General features: G+C 50.2%; 12 protein-coding genes and 7 pseudogenes. 14 read left to right on the top strand and 5 right to left on the bottom strand.

All coding sequences use genetic code 11. The features are described from left to right. Positions 1 to 272: 272 nt before the first annotated feature. Positions 273 to 908 (top strand): CPBP family intramembrane glutamic endopeptidase, encoded by a 636-nt coding sequence (locus tag D6C13_RS26265; RefSeq protein WP_120135209.1) that lies wholly within the window; start codon positions 273 to 275, stop codon positions 906 to 908. A gap of 428 nt (positions 909 to 1,336) precedes the next feature. Here the strand turns inward: D6C13_RS26265 and D6C13_RS24370 are convergent. Beyond that, positions 1,337 to 1,519: pseudogene (locus D6C13_RS24370) on the bottom strand (DUF4158 domain-containing protein); the annotation flags it as partial. A gap of 268 nt (positions 1,520 to 1,787) precedes the next feature. On the opposite strand from D6C13_RS24370, the gene D6C13_RS24365 reads away from it, so the two are divergent. Together D6C13_RS24365 and mazF are read left to right on the top strand one after the other, a co-directional pair. Continuing rightward, entirely contained in the window at positions 1,788 to 2,033 is a 246-nt protein-coding gene (locus D6C13_RS24365) for an AbrB/MazE/SpoVT family DNA-binding domain-containing protein (RefSeq protein ID WP_120135208.1), read from the top strand. After that, positions 2,034 to 2,366 (top strand): endoribonuclease MazF, encoded by a 333-nt coding sequence (mazF, locus tag D6C13_RS24360; RefSeq protein ID WP_120135207.1) that lies wholly within the window; start codon positions 2,034 to 2,036, stop codon positions 2,364 to 2,366. 80 nt (positions 2,367 to 2,446) lie between these two features. Here the strand turns inward: mazF and D6C13_RS26105 are convergent. Together D6C13_RS26105 and D6C13_RS24350 are read right to left on the bottom strand one after the other, a co-directional pair. Further along, a pseudogene (locus D6C13_RS26105) lies at positions 2,447 to 2,668 on the bottom strand (P-loop NTPase fold protein); the annotation flags it as partial. 53 nt (positions 2,669 to 2,721) lie between these two features. Further along, entirely contained in the window at positions 2,722 to 3,816 is a 1,095-nt protein-coding gene (locus tag D6C13_RS24350) for a transcriptional regulator (RefSeq protein ID WP_244212789.1), read from the bottom strand. Between the two features lie 552 nt (positions 3,817 to 4,368). Between D6C13_RS24350 and D6C13_RS26155 the strand changes: the two are divergent. Beyond that, positions 4,369 to 4,710: pseudogene (locus D6C13_RS26155) on the top strand (hypothetical protein); the annotation flags it as partial. A gap of 706 nt (positions 4,711 to 5,416) precedes the next feature. Then, a complete protein-coding gene (locus tag D6C13_RS24335) occupies positions 5,417 to 6,193 on the top strand; it encodes a tyrosine-type recombinase/integrase (RefSeq protein ID WP_120135205.1) in 777 nt (258 codons plus the stop codon). Positions 6,194 to 6,254: 61 nt separating this feature from the next. On the opposite strand, the pseudogene D6C13_RS24330 reads toward D6C13_RS24335, so the two are convergent. Beyond that, positions 6,255 to 6,949, bottom strand: a pseudogene (locus D6C13_RS24330) (IS1 family transposase). A 31-nt stretch (positions 6,950 to 6,980) separates the two neighbouring features. After that, a pseudogene (locus D6C13_RS26005) lies at positions 6,981 to 7,215 on the bottom strand (hypothetical protein); the annotation flags it as partial. A gap of 400 nt (positions 7,216 to 7,615) precedes the next feature. On the opposite strand from D6C13_RS26005, the gene dagR reads away from it, so the two are divergent. From dagR to D6C13_RS24280, 9 genes and pseudogenes are all read left to right on the top strand, one after another. Next, positions 7,616 to 10,429: a transcriptional regulator DagR gene (gene dagR, locus D6C13_RS24320; RefSeq protein WP_120135204.1), complete on the top strand. Its 2,814-nt coding sequence runs from the start codon at positions 7,616 to 7,618 to the stop codon at positions 10,427 to 10,429. Positions 10,430 to 10,565: 136 nt separating this feature from the next. After that, positions 10,566 to 10,982, top strand: coding sequence for a PTS sugar transporter subunit IIA (locus D6C13_RS24315; protein WP_120135203.1), 417 nt, complete (start codon positions 10,566 to 10,568; stop codon positions 10,980 to 10,982). 4 nt (positions 10,983 to 10,986) lie between these two features. Further along, a complete protein-coding gene (locus D6C13_RS24310; protein ID WP_120135202.1) occupies positions 10,987 to 11,472 on the top strand; it encodes a PTS sugar transporter subunit IIB in 486 nt (161 codons plus the stop codon). Positions 11,473 to 11,499: 27 nt separating this feature from the next. After that, positions 11,500 to 12,246, top strand: coding sequence for a PTS mannose/fructose/sorbose/N-acetylgalactosamine transporter subunit IIC (locus tag D6C13_RS24305; protein ID WP_120135201.1), 747 nt, complete (start codon positions 11,500 to 11,502; stop codon positions 12,244 to 12,246). Between the two features lie 35 nt (positions 12,247 to 12,281). Beyond that, positions 12,282 to 13,124 (top strand): PTS system mannose/fructose/sorbose family transporter subunit IID, encoded by an 843-nt coding sequence (locus D6C13_RS24300; protein WP_120135210.1) that lies wholly within the window; start codon positions 12,282 to 12,284, stop codon positions 13,122 to 13,124. Positions 13,125 to 13,138: 14 nt separating this feature from the next. Then, positions 13,139 to 14,269: a D-glucosaminate-6-phosphate ammonia lyase gene (gene dgaE, locus D6C13_RS24295; protein ID WP_120135200.1), complete on the top strand. Its 1,131-nt coding sequence runs from the start codon at positions 13,139 to 13,141 to the stop codon at positions 14,267 to 14,269. Further along, on the top strand, positions 14,256 to 15,002 hold the full coding sequence (dagF, locus tag D6C13_RS24290) for a 2-dehydro-3-deoxy-phosphogluconate aldolase (RefSeq protein ID WP_120135199.1): 747 nt from the start codon (positions 14,256 to 14,258) through the stop codon (positions 15,000 to 15,002). Before dgaE ends, dagF begins: the two co-directional genes overlap by 14 nt. A 6-nt stretch (positions 15,003 to 15,008) precedes the next feature. Next, a pseudogene (locus D6C13_RS24285) lies at positions 15,009 to 15,389 on the top strand (glycoside hydrolase). A gap of 262 nt (positions 15,390 to 15,651) precedes the next feature. Further along, a pseudogene (locus D6C13_RS24280) lies at positions 15,652 to 16,640 on the top strand (IS5 family transposase). The last annotated feature ends 428 nt before the right edge of the window (positions 16,641 to 17,068 follow it).

Genomic DNA, 17,068 nt, shown 5'->3' with positions numbered 1-17,068 from the left:
TGATACCGCTACAGGATCGGGAATGTGGTGATCTGATCCTGATTACGGCCAAAAGTTCGATTTATTCAACAAAGCCGATCATTGTCTGTGTTATGTTGAAAACTGGGGCTTGGATAGCAGACAAAAGCAACGGCCAGCGATAAAATATTTATTAGAGTTATAGCTTACAAATGTAAGCCATTCAGAAGTGGCTTACATTCGATAAAGACAAGCGGTTTCTTTGTTTCCATGTATTTAGTTTAGACCCTTCTTATAAAATAGGATTGTCTGTTATGACGGATCAAATTTGCGTCAAAAATATAAAAGATAATCTATGGTGCTTTTTGTTTACAATAGCTGCATATATTTCCTTTACAATATTACCATATTTACTGATGCGTTTTTTCTCAGTTGGATTTGATGACTCAATCGTAGTCATGTTAGTCGGTCAGATCTCCCTCGCTTTTTTTTCTTACAAGAAATTTTCTAAAATTTTCTCCGGTTTTAATTTTAAATTTTTGGCATCAAAAGAGAACTTAACTTTATATATAAGTTTATTCGTTCTAAGCCTTTTTCAATCATCCTCAGCTTATATTTTTAGTGCAAATAATCAATATGAAAACTCTCACGTTACAATTCCACTCGTTGTAGTTCTATTGTTCATAGCTCCATTATATGAGGAGGTTTTTTTTAGAGGGCTAGTTTACGGCCTAATAAAATTGAAGTTCAAAAATGAAACGATAATATGTTATTTCATAACAACACTTTTATTTTGCCTTATTCATTTCAATTCTTACGAGATGCATCAACAGTTGAATATTTTCATTTCTGGATTGATGCTATGTCTTATAAGGGAACGCACTGGCGGGCTATTTTATCCTGTGCTTTTACATTCTGCGATGAATTTTTTAAGCTTAGTGATGAAATGATTTTTATATGGGATCAGATTTTAATTGGAAATATACTACCCTAACGTAATGTCTAACTCAGGGTAGTATATACTATTTTAGTATTTTACCAATGACATTGTCCATTGACACTGTTGGCGTTGGAATCTCCTCCAAAAGCTCCCGAATTACCGCTACCCTTATTCAGGCAAAGGCCTGCATTTGCAGCCACACCTACACCCATTTTTAGGCTTTGTTGAATAAATAGATTTTATGCTGGTCATTCATGAAACCGACCAATTCCCATTACGTAAAATCATGCAGTTACACAACATGCTGGGTCACGAAATCTGGAGGAGTAAGCATTTTCCGCCAAAATAGGCATGGTCTAACAGCATGATTCCCTATTATTCAACAAAGCCACGGTTTACCTGAGGGAGTCAGCGACGAGGGGAGCTTTTATCTAAATCCGATTTATTCAACAAAGCCAGTAATACAGCAAAGCCCAGGCGATTTGCTGGCCGTCGGTGTTTATTAATGAGTGCAATATCCTGTTCATTCAGAAAACACATTCGAGTCAGAATAATTTCATCATCTGGAATAACCAGCAAACGCTCCTGCTCTTCACTGCTCAGTATCTGTCGCCGTGGCATAAATGCTTCCCTCGCGTATAGTTTCCATATGTTATTGGTTAACGGGGACCGAAACCGGTCAGTTTCGGGCACAAAACGCTATAGCCTGCAACCAGGGGAATAGTTAACAACCACTTGATTAATAAATGACCTTACCGTCGGTTATTTTCCCTTTTCCAAGCGGACCCCTCTTACGCTGCGCGCAGAGTGAAGCCCTCTGGTTGTCATTTTTTTGTATCTACAATGTAGATGATATACAATGTTACTACGTTGAGAGTGAGGTGTAATTATGACGACGGTAACGCTAAAAAAATGGGGCAATAGCCCCTCTATCCGGATCCCAGTAAGCGTGATGCAAGCAGCATCGCTAAGTGTTGACGATCAACTCGAGTTAAGCGTAGAAGAAGGGCGTTTGATTCTGATCCCGGTGAAAGCTAAAGAATATTCTTTAGATGCACTGTTATCGAAGATCACCGCTGCTAATCTTCACGAAAAAATTGATTTTGGTCCTGCAGTTGGTAAGGAATTACTCTAAATGGTTTCTCGTTTCGTACCGGATGCAGGGGATGTGATTTGGTTAGACTTTGATCCCGTCGAAGGCCATGAGCAAGGAGGGCACCGTCCAGTGGTCGTTCTTAGCCCGTTTAGCTATAACAACCCCGTTGGGCTTTTGCTCTGTGTTCCCTGTACCACACAAGCTAAAGGATATCCCTTTGAAGTGGAGATAACGGGAAATCGCGAGGGCGTAGCTCTGGCTGACCAGGTCACTTGTATTGACTGGAGAGCAAGAAAAATCACCAAAAAAGGCACAGTTAACGCCGTAGAGTTGGCGGATATAAGGGCTAAAGCTAAAGCTTTAATAGGATAAAGGTATTCCGAGTCGTTCAGAAAGGGAGCTTGGTACTTGTATGACGCCAGTAAAAGAAGGGGCTCTACGGGGCTCATACTCCCACCTTCCAGCCAGGGCGACACGGACAGCACAAAGGTTCGCTCAGGTCGCCCGGCCTCGAGTTCGAAATGCAATAGGTTGAGCAGGCTGGTTTTCCCTGAGCCCCAGGCGCCCTCAGTGCCGATCACGGCGCTGCCGTCCCGGCCTAACCCCTCGATGGCAAGTGCCAGCTGCTTCGCGACGTGGGTCGCGGAGAGTCGCCGAAATAGCCCCTGCGGGATCCGCTAAGGGAGCATCGGCGCGAACCTTTCAGACATTCACGCCGTTTGGTTTTTTATAAATCGCCGTACAGCGTGCGTAACGCCTCCACGGCGCTGGCCAGGGCGCCCGTCTCCACCCGCGCCGTCAGCTCCCGGACCAGCTCGCCGAATGCCCCGGCCGGCACAAACACCCGCAGCGCATCAAAACCTAAGGTCGCGTCCTGGTGCGCGGCCCCCGGCAGAGCCAGGGTGATATGAGGACCTTCGCTGTACCGGCGCACGGCCTCCGGCGTGGTGCGGTAAACGTTCAGGAGACGGCAGAGCTCCGCAAACTGCGCCCAGCCAAACGGCATCACAAAGTTGCTGCCGGTCAGAACCAGAAAAAGCCGCGGCGTCTCGTCGCCGACGGCGGCGGGTAAATCACCGCGCTGCCCCTCTATCCGGATGTCGAAGCGCAGGTCGCCGGCGGTGAAGGTTTCCTTCATTTCCCGCACCGCCGGGCGCATTTCCCGGATAAAGGTTTCGCGTTGCTCAAAGCTCCACTGCCGGGTGCGCATCAGCAGCGGGAAAACCTGCTGCAGGCGGGGCGGGGTGAAGATGCGGGCCAGCACGTCGTCAGGATAATCATTCAGTGAAAAGCAGCCAGACACCAGCGGGCGCAGGAGTAACTCCGCATAGGCGGGGTCTACCGCGCGGCTCACGCCCTGCATAAAGCGCGCGGCCTCTTCCTGCCAGTTCTCCGAGTCAAATTCAAACGTGCGTTTAATGTAGTGGCCGTCCACCGGCAGGCCCTGCTCAGCCTGCCAGACCAGCAGCTCAAAGCTGATGTTCAGCAGCGTTTCCAGCACCGGCCAGCGGACAAATTCCTTTGCGCCGGCCTGGCGATAGGCCTGGTGGGCCAGGTCCATCATAAAACGCAGCTCGGCGCGGCGCAGGGCCTGTCGGCCAAAGGTTTCGCCGAGGACAACTTTGCGGTACAGCTGCTGCACCGCCTCGTCCGGCCGGGCGGTCAGCTGCAGCCAGTCGTCATCCGGCGCGCTGGTTTGCAGGGAGACGTCAAGAAAACGCTCCGCCAGGGCGTTGACCGAGGTCTTTTCCGTGACAGCACGGTTTTTCAGCGATTCGATGAGTTTTTTGGGAAAGCGGAGCGTTAGCTGACTGAGCATCATTTTATTCCTGTCATTGAGAAGGCTATTTTAGCCTCACAATCATTAGACGCCTTCTTTGTAAGTAATGTCAAATATTGAAAAGAAACCACACATTGAAATGACATCATGTCATTTCAATGAATACTTATCTCATTTCTTTCATATTTTCTTCGAAGATCCGCTTTCTGGCATTACCGGATCTTCGCACAGAGGGTGGCGGCTTTTTGCGCAAAACTCGTATATGTGGGAAATATTTATTTTTAAAACGCTATATAATGTATAGCGGAGTGTTTTCAGTGCGGGCGTAAGACGCCTGAACGCGGTTGGTCGGCGTCAATCACCCGTGCTACACTTCCGAAAACGGCCTGTGGGGAATAATTCGGAACTGTGCAATGGGGGTCGTCACTAATTGTGTTTCGTGAAAATTATCAGGCTATTTTTCAGCATGGTGACAGTGAGTTAAGTGACTATATCTTGGATTATTATCCCCCCTTCATTTATCAGACCTGAATACCATCACTGAACGTCACCTTTTTCAATGTTCACCGGCACAATGGTCAAAGGAAGAAAAGCATGTTTGCATCGATCACCGGAAAAGAAGGGTTCGGCTATCAGTTTGAGAAAATCCGCAACGCGGTCGCCCATACGAACGAAAGTAACGTGCATGCCGCGACACAGCTTGGCCTGAATATCCTGGAGCAGAAGTACGCGGAGTTTGAGCAGGAGATGGACGCGGCCGGCGAGCTCCCGGACTGGGCGTATGACCTGGCCACCTACCGCCACGCCATAGAGGTACTGCGCGGCTATTTTACCGGCAACACGCGTGGGCTGACCGAGCGCGATGCCCGCATCTATTACCACTACCTGGAAACCGAGCATGAGCAGTTCTGCGCGATCGCGCAGGAAATTGTTGCTGAAATTAATCGTGAGAAAGGGGGCGGGCTGAATATGCCCAAATCACCAAAGCAACCGTTGTTTACCTATGCCGAAGACTGGCACAACAACGCCTGTATCAACGGCTTCCACCCCGAGCACTGGGCCTATTCGGAAGGGTACAGGCAGGCAGCCAAGTTGCTGATTGCGCACGTCGACGCCACCGGCTGCGACCAGGATACGCTGGTGTACCCAATGGTGTTTCTGTACCGACACCACGTTGAGCTGATGCTGAAGAGGATCATCAGCACCGCCCTCGATCTGGTTGAGCGTCCCGAGCGCTATAAACAGAAAACGGACAATCACAACCTCAATACGCTCTGGCCACTGGCCAGGTCGCTGGTTATGGACATTGATAAGACCTTTCCCAGGGATAATTACGCGACCCTCGACGCCGTGGTAAAAGCCTTTATTGACGCAGACGAACGCGCGACGGCCTTTCGATACGCGCAGAACCGGACCGGAGAACCCAGCCTGACGGGAATGCCGTACATCAATACGCGGCACTTTGGTGAGATGATGAGCAAGGCCTCCTATGAGCTGGACTGCATGGATTCACACCTGCTGCATTTGCTCTGCCTGCTGAATGAAATGCGCAGTGATTGGGGCTATGAACCCTGAAGAATAAGCCGCTTTGGTAGTTGTTGACCCACGACTGAAGACGCTAAAAAAACCGGATATGAATGATATGACGATGCTTATCCCACAGGATTTTAACTCACAGTCTTTGCCACAGCATGTCGCGATTGACTATTCTGCCGCGCTGGCCCTGCGCCGTATGGCCCAGACGCACGGTGATATGCCGGAGTATCTGCTGGCCGTTGAGGTTAGCGCGTTGCTGCACTACCTCCCGGATTTGTACCAGCAGACCTGCATTGATACGCTATGGAATACCGGCGCGCGCATTAACGAGGGGCTTGCCCTGACGCGGGCGGATTTTTCACTGTCACCGCCGTACCCCTACGTTTCGCTGGCCACGCTCAAGCAGCGGCAGGAAAAGGCCGCGCGCGGCCCGGGCGCACCGTCGAAAAAGACGATCCCTCACCGGCTGGTCCCACTGTCAGATAACCATTATCTCAATCGGCTCAACAGCATGATCGCCACGCTGCGCATTCCGCTCGAACGCAAAAACAAGCGCACCGGCCGCATGGAGCCGGCGCGCATCTGGGAGGTGACCGACCGCACGGTGCGCACCTGGTTGAACGACGCGGTGGCCCGCGCCACCGGTGACGGCGTCACGTTTTCGGTACCGGTCACGCCGCACACGTTGCGGCACAGCTACGCCATGCACATGCTGTACTCCGGGGTGCCGCTGAAGGTGCTGCAGGGGCTGATGGGACACAAAAGCATGAAGTCCACCGAGGTGTATACGCGGATATTTGCGCTGGACGTGGCGGCACGCCACCGGGTACAGTTTTCGATGCCGGGTACTGAGGCGGTGGCCATGCTAAGGCAGTCGTCATGATGAAGAAGCTTAAGCACTAAGGATTTTAGGTCACGTATTCAATATGTAGATCCGGTTATTTTCAGTAATGCTCACGCTCGAGGAACGTACCGATTACCTTATCGTGCATTTCTGCTGATTTTGAGTACCCGAGAGTCTTGCGATTGAGTCGTTTTAACAGGTTACGAAGATTCAGGTTTTCTCGCTCAATGCGTTGCGTGTAAAGTTTGCCTGTGATGTGATTTTTACCCGGCAACATTTCATAAGCGCTGAAGTTATCTGTACACCAGAAGGCAACATTGAAGCCCGACAGTAACCCCAATAATTTACGCAGCGTCTTTTTACTCCGGCCCCCGAAAGCATGGGCAATAATGCGTTTGAGACGAGGCTCCCGTGCATACCACAGCCAGCACTGTTGCTTCTTATTGCCAACCAATTACCACATTTCATCAACTTCGCAGATAAGCTGAATCTGGAGATTATCCAGTGGGAGTGTAGTTACACATCGCGGCGAGAGTTTTTTTTCAAGGTGCGAACAACGGCATTGATACTGATATGTAGCGCTCGGGCGGTGTCACGAATGCCCGCATTGTTCATTGCAAGATCGACAATCTGTTCTTTCATTCCGGGCTGACAGGCACGATAGGTATAGTCGAGCTGGAAAATACGGCGGCATAACTGGCAACATTATCGCTGATGCCCGGTTTTACCCTGACCATGTTTTTTAACGGATTCGGTCTGCTCACAAAAAGGGCATTTTACGTCAACTTTAGCCATCAGATGCACTCTGCAAAAAGAGTGATTTTATAACATGATCAACGCTTTGAATACTTGACCGCCACAGGGCATTGCAAAGGCTACTCTTTCTCGCCCCCGGTTTTTCCCATAATACCGATCGCTGGTTCGTAATTTATGATCTTATTTATCTGCTGCAGTATGCGTTCAGAAACCCACTGCGGCATGCTGGATAGCGAATGGTTTAATGACTGCAAATAAACCCGCGAAAATCCAAAGTTTATAATAAAACAAAGTAGTGATTGCATATTTTCCGTGTCACTAGATTGCATTTTGAGAGTGATCAACCAAGCAACCAAAGGTGCTAAAGTGAAGCCCTTGCTGGAATTCTCCCTGGACTAATCATTGGCAAGTTCGATAACCTGTGTCAGGGAATATGCAACAGATACCAAGATATTGACATAAGTTAAATTCAGTGGCGGCCAGAGATAATTAATGTGACTTGCTGGTTCGATTGCTCAGGGAATTTTTAAAAATGCCGCATAAAAGTAAATTACTTACGTCCTCCCTTCACACATCATAACTTATGACTCCGTTCTGTGGAATTAGTCAAGTTTTGGGAAATATTCATCTCCCGATGACTGATTTATTAGTAGACGAGTAGTAACCTCTGCAGCGAAGGATGTAAAACAGTCGAAACAGGTATTCATGAAACGTAAAGATGCAGTTTGTCAGGAGCTGAAACGACTCACGCTCTCTCTAAAGCGTGAAACATTAACTGACACTATCGGTTTCAACGCAGAAACAATTGGATTTAACCTCGGTCTTGCCCGTAATTCGGTGAGCAAAGAGTTAAATCAACTCTGTGCCGAACGCCTGGTGATTAAAATCAAATCCCGCCCCGTGCTGTTCTTACACCGTGCAGTGACTGAACAACTGCTCGATACCACCTTGAGCAGCCAAAGTTTGCTGGAGGTAAAAACACTGGCTGAATTACTACCGGTTAATGAACCTGCATCAACTGCTTGTGACGATCCTTTCCATGCCCTGATCGGGTATGATCGCAGCCTGAAGCTGGCTGTGGAAAAAGGGAAAGCGGCGGTGCTCTACCCTGGTGGATTGCACGTTTTGCTCACTGGTCCTTCCGGCGTGGGTAAGACCTTTTTCGCTGAAATTATGCACCAGTTTGCCAGCCAGCAGCAGAGAAGCACTGTCCCGTTAATCTATTTTAACTGTGCGGAATACTCCCATAATCCGGAGTTGCTCTCATCCCATCTATTTGGCCATAAACAGGGGGCATTTACCGGGGCCAGCGAAAGCAAACGTGGCCTCATAGAGCAGGCCGATGGCGGTTTTCTGCTGCTTGATGAAGTGCACCGCCTGCCCTATGAGGGACAGGAAAAACTTTTCTCTATCCTTGATAAAGGCGAATACCGGCCACTGGGATCCAGTGAAAAGGCATGCAGCATCGGCGTCAGGCTCATTTGCGCTACCACAGAAAGCCCGGACTCAACCCTGTTACGTACCTTCCTACGTCGTATCCAGGTGGCGATAACCATTCCCGCCTTGCGCGAGCGCTCGCTGGAAGAACAGGTTGAGATAATCATAGGCTTTATCCAGTTAGAAAGCCGCAAGATCGACCGGACTATCCGGCTGGACAAAGGGCTGTTGCTCTATTTACTAGAAAAACCACTGGCGGGGAATATTGGCCAGCTCAAGAGTGATATCCAGTTCCTGTGCGCCCAGGCCTGGGCCAGCGGAATGGGCAATCCGCTGCAGAACCCCATGCTGGTACTCGATAAGCGTCTGACGGAAAGCCACGTCTCGGCCAGCGCCAGCAGCCGTTTATTGGTTGATGGTCTGTTTGGACAAAATGAGTTTATCGACATTAACTCTCTGCCGTTTGCGCAGCTCAAGCAGCATCTCATCGCCCTTAGCAGCGAGCAGGACAGCGATCTGTTTTATACCTATTTGACCCGCGAATATGTCAACCTGCGCAACAGCAATGTCCCGCCGCAGGAGACATTGTCGATCCTCAGAAACAAGCTGCGGACTATTTTTGAGTACGGCCTATACAGCCAAAATACTGGCGGGTCAGATGAGCGCTATTACGGTGGGCAGATTGAGCAGCGCATTACTCTGCTGACCGGCTGTATTGAGCAAGTACTTGGCTTCCCGCTGCCACAGAATATGGTCAGCCATCTGCGGAAACATTTTCTGGCACTGCTCTCTTATGTGCAAAAGGGGCTGATCCCCAATCTTTACTCCAACAGTCTGATCCTCGACTACTGTAAAGATGAATATGACAACGCCACCAAACTGTGCCAGAAAATTAACGAGATCTTCCATATTCAGTGCCCGACCACTGAGATCGTTTATCTGTGCCTGTTTCTTAAAGAGTGTCGCAGCTTCCGTCAACGCAAAGATGTTAACCCGGATTGCGGCGTGATGTTGATTGGCCACGGCTCGACCACCGCCAGCAGCATGGCAAACTACGTTAACCGGGTACTGGAATGTGAACTGTTTACTGCCATCGATATGCCTTTCGAGCAGTCCGTACACGACACACTGGAATTGCTGATCAGTGAAGTGCGGGAGAAGCGCTATCAGCGGCTGGTACTAATTGTCGATATCGGCTCGTTGGTGCATTTCGCCAGCACCGTCAACAAGCTTTTTCATATTGAGGTGCTGCTGATCCAGAACATCACGCTGGCCTCGCTGCTGGAGATTGGTCTCGACCTGACCTACGAAACCAGCGAATTCGCACAACTGATGTCATTAATGAAGAGCAAGGGCATTCCTTATCACCTGTGCAACCAGCATGAAGAGGAGACAGGCAAAGTGCTGGTTATCTCCTGTATTACCGGCATGGGCACTGCAGTGAAAATAAAGAAAGTGCTGGAAGATAGTTTCGATACCCTGATGTCGGAAGATACCCGGCTGATTGTCGTGGACTATAACGAAGTCCGCAGCATGGAGCGTCTGCGGGTGGCGATTGGCGGCAACGAGCGACTGGTGGGCATCGTCGGCACCTTCCAGCCAGGGTTACCGGACATTCCGTTTATCTCCCTTGAAGAGCTCTTCTCTGAGCAGGGGCCAGAACTGGTTTTCAGCCTGTTGACTCCGGATCTCAGCAACGCCGATCGTCAGTTGGAGATGGAGCGCAGTGCCATGCGTTTTATCAGCGCCCTGACGCTGGAGAGCATCATCAACCATATCTCCGTGCTCAACCCACAGCGCATTTTGCAGGAGATGGAAGGTGTGCTGCATGTGATTTGCCGCAATCTGGATATCCACCCGACCCGCCAGGTTACACTTCGTTTTCTGATTCACTGTTGCTGCATGGTCGAACGTATTGTTTTAAGCCACAAACCGTTACAGATAGCCCTTGGGGTACACCAGGATCTGGACCAACAGGTCTTTTCTGTCATCAAACAGGCGTTTTCGCCCATTGAACAGGCATATTCCATCCGCCTTTCTGATGCCGAATATTTTTATATTTACGAACTGCTTTACCGCTAACCCTTCTGCTGTGGGCCTTTGCTGGCCTCCCCCTCTCCCCTTCAGGTTCCGTGACACAAAGATGGCATGGGTATTGCTCTGTTAAGAGTATGACTCACTTTATCCATCAATTTTCAGGGAACACCAGGAGGTTCATTTGTCTATATCACCAGAAATTCTGCTACTCACCCACGGCGGGTGGGGTCAGCAACTACGCGAGAGCGTGCGTATGGTCGTCGGTGAGGTGGAAGGCGTGTCTGATATTGCGCTGATGCCCGTTGATACTCTCGACGAGTTTTACCAGAAAGTGAAGCAGCAGGTGTCAGGTATGCCAGATGGTTCGGTGATCCTGACTGACTTTATCGGCGGTACGACCTCCAACGTCGCGGCTCGCCTCAGTGTCGATCACCAAATTAGCGTGGTTTCAGGTCTTAACGCCACCCTCTTATTAGCCGCTATCGATTTACGCGAGCAGGGGACGCTGGCTGACTCCATTGATGAGTTAGTTGAGCTGGGCCAGAAGAGCTGTATCGACGTTGTTAAACATATTAAATCAATTACATCAGAGGAATAACACCATGGCCAGAATTGTATTATGCAGAATTGACAGCCGTCTGATCCACGGACAAGTGGTCACCAAATGGGTAGGACAGTCACAGGCTAACCGCATTGCCGTCGTCAGTGATGAGCTGGAGGCAGATCCGTTTATGAAAAATATCTATCTCATGGCTGCACCACCGAATGTCAAAGTGGATTGCTATGGCAACCAGAGTTTTGCTACAGCCTGGAATGAAAACCAACTGGGTGAAGGTAACGTGTTAGTGCTGTTCCCAAATCTGGCATCAGTACAACAAGCCGTTGCTGACGGTTTTAATGTCGAGAATATTCAGGTCGGTGGATTAGGTGGCGGGCCAAACCGCAAAGCCGTCTTCCAGAACATCACGCTCGATGATGCTGATGTGGTTATCCTGCGCGATCTCCAGCAACGTGGCGTCAACGTTTTCTTCCAGACCATTCCGGAAGATAAACCGCAACCACTGGAAGATGTTCTGAAAAAGTTCTAATCACGCTGATATTTAAGGAGCAACACTATGGATAACTTAACCGTTGCCATCTGCATGGGATTGTACTACTGGTTCGCTCGTTTACGACTCGGTTACTCCCTGTCAGGTATGTTAGTGCAACCTATCGCCATTGCCGTGTTTGTGGGCTTTTTGCTGGGCGATATGAAGACCGCAATGATCATCGGTGCGGGTATGCAACTGGTCTATCTCGGTGTCACCTCCACCCCAGGCGGTAACGTACCTTCAGATCCCGCGCTGGCCGCTTGTATCGCACTGCCTATCGCGGTGAAAGCTGGAATGAACCCGGATCTGGCCATCGCACTAGCGATCCCGTTTGGTGTGATCGGGGTATTTGTCGATCAGCTGCGTCGTACCCTCAATGCTACCTGGGTGCATATGGCAGACAAATATGCTGAACAAGGGAATACCCGCGGCATCATGCTGTGTGCCTTTCTTTACCCGGCGTTGTTAGGGCTGCTCATCCGTTTCCCAGTGGTCTTCGCCGCTAACTTCTTCGGCCAGGGTGTCGTTGAGAAGTTCCTTGCCTTTATGCCGCACTGGCTGACCCACTCTTTCGAAATTATGGGCGGCATCCTGCCGGCTCTGGGCTTTGCTATCACCATTATGGTTATCGGGAAGAAAAGTCTGTTGCCTTACTTTATCGCCGGTTATTTCGCGGTGATTTATCTGAAGATCGACATTATGGCGATGGCAATTTTCGGGACCTGCGCTGCGTTCCTGGTTAAAAACATGGCTAAAAGTGAAGGAGCATAACGATGAGCACAGCACTTAACACGACGGAAGGCGCAATGGAAAACGAACTGGCTGAACGCGCACGCCAGACAAATGCCCTGACCAAATTCGATATTACGAAAGCCTGGTTCCTTTACTGGCTGGGTGCGGAGGTGTCTAACTCTTATGAGCGTCTGCAGAGCCTGATTTTCTGCGCCTCGATGACGCCGATTATTAAAAAGCTTTACCCACAGAAAGACGAACAGATTGATGCCCTTAAGCGTCACCTGAACTTCTTTAACAGTGAGCAAACCTTCGGATCAGTTATTCAGGGTGTCGCCATTGCGATGGAAGAGCAGAAAACTCGTGGCGAACCGATAACTGATTCCTCTATCACCGGCATTAAAACCGGTCTGATGGGGCCACTGGCGGGGATTGGTGACTCAGTTGTCTGGGCTGCCATCATGCCACTGCTGATCGCCATCTTTATCCCGTTTGCTGCTAAGGGCAGCGCATGGGGTGGCATCATGCCGGTGGTTTTATATACCGGGATTACGTTGGCTATCAGCTACGGTCTGACACACAAAGGCTACACCCTCGGACGAGAGTCGATAATCAGTCTGTTGCAGGGAGGGAAGATCAAGGAGTTGATCTACGGCGCTAACGTGCTCGGTCTGATTATGATGGGCGCACTCTCGGCCAGTTACGTGAAAATTACCTCACCGCTTAAATTCAGCGCGCTGCAAGGCTCTGAAATTGTGGTTCAGCAGATCCTCGATTCCATCGTGCCTGGGTTATTGCCCTTGCTGGCCGTGTTCTCAATCTATCTGTTCCTGGTCAAAAAAGGCCCGCGTTATACCACTATCCTGCTGTCGGTTGTGGTGCTGAGTGTGGTCTGTTCAATAACCGGCATTCTGTAACCGTAAAGCCTGGAGTGGTAATGAATATCTATCAGAAATTGGGATTAAAGCGTGTTGTTAATGCCAGTGGCAAGATGACCATTCTCGGCGTCTCTTCAGTGGCCGCAGAAGTGATGCAGGCCACCGCGGAAGCCGCCGCAACTTTTGTGGAGATCGACGCCCTAGTTAACCGGGTCGGTGTGCTGATTTCACAGCATACTGGCGCGGAAGACAGCTTTGTGACCTCGTGCGCCTCGGCAGGGATCGCTATTGCGGTCGCTGCCGCCGTCACCCGAGGTGAACCTGAATTAGTCGCCCAACTCCCTGACAGTCAGGGTCTGGCAAATCAGGTAGTAATGCTGCGCGGACACAATATCGACTATGGCGCGCCCATCACTACCGCGATTCGCTTAGGGGGCGGCAAAGTGGTTGAAGTGGGTCAGAGCAATCTCTCCTACCGCTGGCAGCTTGAAAAAGCCATCGGGCCGGAGACGGCCGCCCTGTTTTATGTCAAGTCTCACCACTGCGTACAAAAAGGGATGGTGGCGCTAAAAGATTTTGTCGAGATAGCCCGTCACCACGACCTGCCATTGATTGTGGATGCCGCAGCAGAAGAAGATTTGCGCGGCTATGTCGCGGCCGGCGCCAGTATGGTGGTCTACAGCGGTGCAAAAGCACTTGATGCTCCGACATCCGGGTTTGTCACGGGTCAGCGTCAATGGATAGCGCACTGTAAAGTACAGCACGATGGTATTGCCCGTGCCATGAAGATCGGTAAAGAAAATATGGTCGGCCTGGTGATGGCAATGGAGCGTTATCAGTCCCACCATCCGGAATGGACAAAGCAACTGCCGGAGCTCGAAGCTGTCGCACAACGCATCTCCGCTATCGCCGGTTTTCAGGCAGAGATTGAACAAGACGAAGCGGGTCGCGCCATCTATCGCGTTCGGGTTAACGTCAGCCAGCCTCAGTTAGGGCTGAACGCCGTGGAGGTTGAAACGCTGTTACGTAGCGGAGAAGTGGCTATTTACACCCGTCACTATTTCCTGCATCAGGGCGTCTTCAGCTTCGATCCCCGTGCACTCAAAGAAGATGACTTTGAACTGATCATCTCGCGGTTGCAGGAGATTTCACAGTCATCAGGAGCTCTACATGCAGCAGATTAATTTTTATCAACAACGGGTTGCCCTTAACGTACTGGCGAAAGATATCGCCAATGCCTGCGACATTTTCCAGGCAGCGGAAGGCCATGCCGTTGTGGGGATCATTTCCGCCCAGTTTGACAACGTGGAACAGGGCGTCACGGAAGTGAAACGCTGGATGGAGCAGGTACCGGCCATTTCTGTGGGTCTGGGTGCAGGCTCAGCGAAACAATTTTACAAAGCGGCAATGATTGCGGCGGCAACAGCTCCGGCTCATGTTAACCAGACCTTTACTGGCTGTGGATTTGCTGCCGGGGCACTGGCTGCCCGGAGTGTCACCAACACCCGTATTAACGCGCTGATCTCGCCAACAGGTACCACGGGCAGAGTGATTATCTCCACCGGGGTAAGCAGCAGCCAGGGTGAACCAGCTGTGGTCTCTTGTGATACCGCCGTGAGGATGATTCAGGATCTTGGCGGTCAAGCGGCCAAATTTTTCCCAATGGGCGGACTTGCCTCACTGCCGGAACTCAAAGCCCTGGCGGAAAGTTGCGTGCGTAATGGTATGACGATGATTGAACCGACAGGCGGTATTGATCTGGACAACTTCCAGCCCATTCTGGAAACCTGCCTCGAGGCAGGTGTTGAGCAGGTGATGCCACATATCTATAGCTCGATCATCGACGCTGACAGCGGCAGGACGCGCATTGAAGATATGGCAAAGTTGCTGGAGTTGGTGAAAGCGTCGTTGAAATAGGGGACATTGGCAGCAAAGGAGTTAAAAGAAAACGAGCTGTATTGTGAGACGGCTCGTTTTTTCAGCCCTGCTAAAGTAAAACCACTCAACCGCACAGTTATATTCGACCCGCGCTATCGACTCCCTCTGTATCAGGCTGTTTTTCATGATGCAGTTATCGCAACGCATTACTGGACATTTGATAATCTCAAATTCAGCGATGTCAAAACCACGCGCTCATTGCTTAGCCAGCTGTAAAACACGCCACCGCTGTTTAATCTCAGCCGAAGCACACTGAAGGAACGGCTGCCGGAAATCATTAAAGCAGATGCCAGTTTCCGCATTCTGCATCAGGCGTTATGGGATAAAGCATTGACAGGTTTTAGCTGGCTAGATAAGGATGGCTAGGTGCAACAAACCACATTCAGTGATGGCTCGATACTCACTGTGAATTTTGGTGATAACGCATTCAATGGTCTTGCGGCAAAAACGCTGAGAGCCTCTCTGGCCGAGAGTCGAACACTCGATTTTAAACAACAGTAAAGCAGCCTGTCATATTTTCAACAACGGTTTGAAAGCCGTTTTTTACCGGGTTCTCCCGCCCTCACAGGGCAGGGAGAACTAAGCCTCAGTTGGATGCACTGGTTTGCTTTAGTAATGGCTTTGTTGAATAAATCGAACTTTTGCTGAGTTAAAGGATCAGATCACGCATCATCCGGCAACACTGGCCGCCCCATGGCAAAGCAGAAGTTTAAAGTCACCAACTGGCGTAACTACAACAAAGCCCTCATCAACCGCGGCTCCGTCACTTTCTGGCTTGACGACGAGGCTATTCAGGCCTGGTATGAGCCCGCCACACACACATCGCGGGGACGGCCTCAGCGCTATTCTGACCTCGCCATCACCACCGTCCTGGTCGTTAAACGTGTATTCCGCCTGACCCTGCGAGCCGCACAGGGCTTTATTGATTCCATTTTTGCCATGATGGGCGTTCCTCTTCGCTGTCCGGATTACACCAGTGTCAGCAAGCGGGCAAAGTCGGTTAACGTCAGTTTTAAAACGCCCACCCGGGGTGAAATTGCGCATCTGGTGATTGATTCCACAGGGTTAAAAGTCTTCGGTGAAGGTGAGTGGAAAGTCAAAAAGCACGGCAAAGAGCGCCGTCGTATCTGGCGAAAACTGCATCTGGCTGTTGATGCGAATACGCATGAAGTCATCTGCGCGGACCTGTCGCTGAACAACGTCACGGACGCTGAGGCTTTCCCGGGGCTTATCCGGCAGACCCACCGAAAAATCAGGTCAGCGGCGGCGGACGGTGCTTACGATACGCGGCGATGTCATGACGAACTGCGTCGCAAGAAAATCAGCGCGCTCATTCCTCCCCGAAAGGGAGCGGGCTACTGGCCAGGTGAGTATGCAGACCGCAATCGTGCTGTTGCGAATCAACGGCTGAGCGGAAGCAATGCACGGTGGAAATGGACAACAGATTACAACCGTCGGTCGATAGCGGAAACGGCGATGTACAGGGTAAAGCAGTTGTTCGGTGGTTCGCTGACGTTGCGTGACTACGATGGTCAGGTTGCAGAGGCTTTGGCCATGGTGCGTGCGCTGAACAAAATGACGAAGGCAGGTATGCCAGAAAGTGTACGTATCGGCTGAGAGCCGGAGCTGTTACAGGGAAACTCGCCTCAAATCTGATTTATTCAACAAAGCCCCTCTACGGCTGTTTGTCTCAGAACTGGGGAGCAAGTAAAGGGCTCGATCATTATCAAGATATCTGCATCATTCTGAGTCCAATGCATTGGAAACTTCTAACAGCGGGCAAATTAGAAACGATGAAACCTGGAACAAGAAATAAACTTTATGTTGCTTGTTCTAGGGCTCGTGGAGACATTTACTTTATCCCAGAAAGTCTTTTTAAACGCTTTAAGATTAAGCAGTAACTTCTGGTGTGGTCACTGAACATTATTGATATAGCTATGATATTTAAAGTACCCATTAATAAATGGTTGTCTATCCCAGTTTAAAATGTCACCCTCAGTTCCAAAGTTAAAATGTCACCTTTATGTCTGACAATGTCAGAAAGA

The sequence above is a fragment of the Rahnella woolbedingensis genome, assembly GCF_003602095.1.
GTDB classification, from domain to species: Bacteria; Pseudomonadota; Gammaproteobacteria; order Enterobacterales; family Enterobacteriaceae; genus Rahnella; species Rahnella woolbedingensis.
This window is presented reverse-complemented; position numbering and strand designations above follow the sequence as displayed.

Excerpts from the sequence above, each read along its gene's own strand:
- mazF (WP_120135207.1), top strand. The coding sequence starts at position 2,034 with ATGGTTTCTCGTTTCGTACCGGATGCAGGGGATGTGATTTGGTTAGAC.
- D6C13_RS24310 (WP_120135202.1), top strand. The coding sequence starts at position 10,987 with ATGGCCAGAATTGTATTATGCAGAATTGACAGCCGTCTGATCCACGGA.
- dagF (WP_120135199.1), top strand. The coding sequence starts at position 14,256 with ATGCAGCAGATTAATTTTTATCAACAACGGGTTGCCCTTAACGTACTG.
- D6C13_RS24365 (WP_120135208.1), top strand. The coding sequence starts at position 1,788 with ATGACGACGGTAACGCTAAAAAAATGGGGCAATAGCCCCTCTATCCGG.
- dagR (WP_120135204.1), top strand. The coding sequence starts at position 7,616 with ATGAAACGTAAAGATGCAGTTTGTCAGGAGCTGAAACGACTCACGCTC.
- D6C13_RS24300 (WP_120135210.1), top strand. The coding sequence starts at position 12,282 with ATGGAAAACGAACTGGCTGAACGCGCACGCCAGACAAATGCCCTGACC.
- D6C13_RS24350 (WP_244212789.1), bottom strand. The coding sequence starts at position 3,816 with ATGATGCTCAGTCAGCTAACGCTCCGCTTTCCCAAAAAACTCATCGAA.
- D6C13_RS24335 (WP_120135205.1), top strand. The coding sequence starts at position 5,417 with ATGACGATGCTTATCCCACAGGATTTTAACTCACAGTCTTTGCCACAG.
- D6C13_RS24305 (WP_120135201.1), top strand. The coding sequence starts at position 11,500 with ATGGATAACTTAACCGTTGCCATCTGCATGGGATTGTACTACTGGTTC.
- D6C13_RS26265 (WP_120135209.1), top strand. The coding sequence starts at position 273 with ATGACGGATCAAATTTGCGTCAAAAATATAAAAGATAATCTATGGTGC.